Origin of the sequence: Gordonia sp. (in: high G+C Gram-positive bacteria) (assembly GCF_047606305.1) — a bacterium.
Lineage (GTDB): Bacteria > Actinomycetota > Actinomycetes > Mycobacteriales > Mycobacteriaceae > Gordonia.
Genome location: NZ_JASGER010000033.1, coordinates 1 through 2859 on the forward strand (window position 1 = coordinate 1; position 2859 = coordinate 2859).

Genomic DNA, 2859 nt, shown 5'->3' on the forward strand with positions numbered 1-2859 from the left:
ACGGTCCTGGCCGCCGGTGGTGGCGGCGACCGGCCGGTGCGCGCCGAGGCGGTGGTCGCGGCCGTCGACGCCGGACGCGCCGGGGGCGATGCCGTCATCGTGGACGTCCCGCGCACCGATCCGGCGCTGCGGGACGAGCTCGTCCTGCGCGCCGACCTCGTCGCGGTCGTGAGCGAGGGCAGGTTGTCGGCGATCGCCGCTGCCCGCGCGACCCGGGAGGCGCTGGCCGTCGACCGGGCGCCGGTCGAATTGGTGCTGCGCGGGCCCGCGCCCGGCGGACTGCCCGTCGACGAGATGGCCTGGGCCGTGGGCCTGCCGCTGTTGGCCGGCTATCGGTCGGATCCGTCGCTGCCGGCACGGATGGAGAGCCGACCGCTGCGCCCCGGCGGGCGCAGCCCACTGGCACAGATCGGCCGACGGCTGTGCGGGCGCCTGGACGAGGTGGGCGCGTGAGTGCGCCCGCGGGCGTGGACCCGTCGCTGGTCGACCGGGTGCGCGAGCGGTTGGCCGCCGATGCGGAGGGAACGGGTGAGCCGAGCGTCGAGGCCATGGCCGCCGCGATCCGGGTCGAGTCCGGCGGGGTCCTCGGCGACACCGATCTGCTGGCCACGCTGCGCTACCTGCAGACCGAGTTCGTCGGCGCCGGACCCCTCGAGGCGCTGCTCGCCGACCCGGCGACCACCGACATCCTCGTCGTCGGCCCCGATGCCGTCTGGGTGGACCGGGGGCAAGGCCTGCGCCGCACGCCGGTGACGTTCGAGGACGACGCCGCAGTTCGACGATTGGCGGCGCGGCTGGCACTCGGCGCCGGACGCCGGCTCGACGATGCGCAGCCGTGGGTCGACGGACAGCTCTGCGACGTCGGTCGTCACGGCGCGACGGTCCGACTGCATGCGGTCATCCCGCCCGTCGCGGCCGACGGGACGTGCCTGTCGCTGCGGGTGCTGCGGCCGGCGCAGCAGGACTTCGATTCACTCGTCGCGTGCGGCGCGCTGCCCGCGCAGGTCCGCGGGCTGGTCGTCGAGATCGTCGGCAAACGGCTCGCCTTCCTCATCGCGGGCGGCACCGGGGCGGGCAAGACGACGCTGCTCAACAGCCTGCTCGGCATCGTCGACGACGGCGAGCGGATCGTGTGCGTGGAGGACGCTCCCGAACTGCGTCCGCAGCATCCCCACGTCGTCCGCTTGGTGGCCCGCGCGGCCAACGCCGAGGGCGCCGGCGAGGTCCCGCTGCGGGCGTTGGTCCGGCAGGCGTTGCGGATGCGGCCGGATCGAATCGTCGTCGGTGAGGTGCGCGGTGCGGAGGTCGTGGACCTGCTGGCCGCGCTCAACACCGGCCACGACGGTGGGGCGGGAACCGTGCACGCGAACTCCGCGATGGAGGTGCCCGCGCGCCTGGAGGCACTGGCGGCGCTCGGCGGACTCGATCGGCCGGCCCTGCACAGTCAGCTCGCGGCCGCGGTGCAGGTGGTCTTCGTCGTCGGCCGGGAGACCGGTGGACGGCGCGGCTTGATCCAGATCGGGTTGGTCGGGCGCGACGACGCGGGGTTGGTCGAGATCACGCCGGTGTGGGTGCGCGGCTCAGGCTTCAGTCGGGCACACGAGCGGCTGCGGCGGCTGCTGGCGGACCGGTCATGACCGCGCTCGCCCTGGTCCTGATCGCTGCGGCCGTGATCATCGGCCCGGCGCCGCCGGGTCTCTTTCGGTTCCGGCGGATCTTTGGATCGGCGCCCGAGGACCGTGGGATGCGCGGGCGCCGCCGCTGGCTCGCACCGGCCGTCGCAGCAGCGGCGGCGGCCGTCGTCGCCGGTTCGCCGGCGGTGATGGCGGCGACGATCGTGGTCGGCGGTGTGACCGCCTGGTTGATGCGCCGGTCGACGCGCGACCGGGAGGCGGCCGAGCGCGACGAGGCGACGCTGCGCGCGATCAGCGTTGTCGTCGCCGAGCTCACGGTGGGCGCGCCCACGGCGGCGGCGTGTGCGACGGCTGGGTCGGAGGTGCTCCTGGACGACCCGTCCTCAACGGTCGGTCGCGACCTGGCGACGCTGGCGGCGCAGGTGCGCCTGGGTGGTGACATCGCGCCGGCATCGGGTCCGATCGCCGACCTGTGGGCCGCGTCGGCCCGGTTCGGCCTGCCGCTCGCCGACCTTCTCGCCGCGCGCCGCGCCGACCTGGTCGCCCGCCAACGGTTCACCGCCCGCACGAAGGCCGCCCTCGCCGGTCCGCGGGCCACCGCGCGCGTCCTCGCGGTGCTGCCGCTGTTCGGCCTGCTCCTCGGTCAGGCGATCGGCGCGAACCCGGTGCGCGTGCTGCTCGCCCCCGGGCCGGGCGGCACGCTGCTGGTCATCGGGACGGTGCTGGCGGCGGTCGGCGTGGTGTGGTCCGAGCACATCGTCGACGGGGTGCAGTCATGAGCGCGGCACTGGTCCTGGTCGCCGCGGCACTGGTGGTCCTGCCGCCGCCGCAGTGGCCGTTGCGGCGCCTACAACCGGTGCCCGTCGCACCGCGCACCGCCGACGCGCGGGCCTCGGGCCCCTTTGCCGAGGCGGCGGCCTTCGAGTTGCTCGCCGTCTGCCTGCGTGCCGGCCTCTCCACTCCGGCTGCGGTTTCCGCAGTGGCCGAATCGATCGCGGATGCCGTCGCGGTACCGCTGCGCCGGGTCGCGGACCTGCTGGCACTGGGGACCGATGCCGGCGAGGCCTGGCGGCGTGGGATCGGGGACGGTGCCGGATTGGCCGATCTGTCGGCGCTGGTGCGTCGAACCTCGTCGTCGGGCGCCGCGTTTGCCGCCGGGCTCGACGACCTGGCCGCCCAGCGCCGCGATGCCGCGGGCGACGCCGCCGTCGAGCGGGCCGAGCGC

3 protein-coding genes and 1 pseudogene are annotated in these 2859 nt (G+C 75.6%); all 4 read left to right on the forward strand.

All coding sequences use genetic code 11. The features are described from left to right. Positions 1-453, forward strand: a pseudogene (locus QM634_RS05165) (hypothetical protein); the annotation flags it as partial. Further along, positions 450-1637 (forward strand): TadA family conjugal transfer-associated ATPase, encoded by a 1188-nt coding sequence (locus QM634_RS05170; protein WP_415041703.1) that lies wholly within the window; start codon positions 450-452, stop codon positions 1635-1637. The pseudogene QM634_RS05165 and the gene QM634_RS05170, both read left to right, overlap by 4 nt. After that, complete coding sequence (locus QM634_RS05175) at positions 1634-2413, forward strand: type II secretion system F family protein (RefSeq protein ID WP_415041704.1); 780 nt, start codon at positions 1634-1636, stop codon at positions 2411-2413. The genes QM634_RS05170 and QM634_RS05175 overlap by 4 nt, the downstream gene beginning before the upstream one ends. After that, positions 2410-2859, forward strand: a 450-nt coding sequence (locus QM634_RS05180) for a type II secretion system F family protein (RefSeq protein WP_415041705.1), incomplete at its 3' end; no start/stop codon positions are given. The genes QM634_RS05175 and QM634_RS05180, both read left to right, overlap by 4 nt.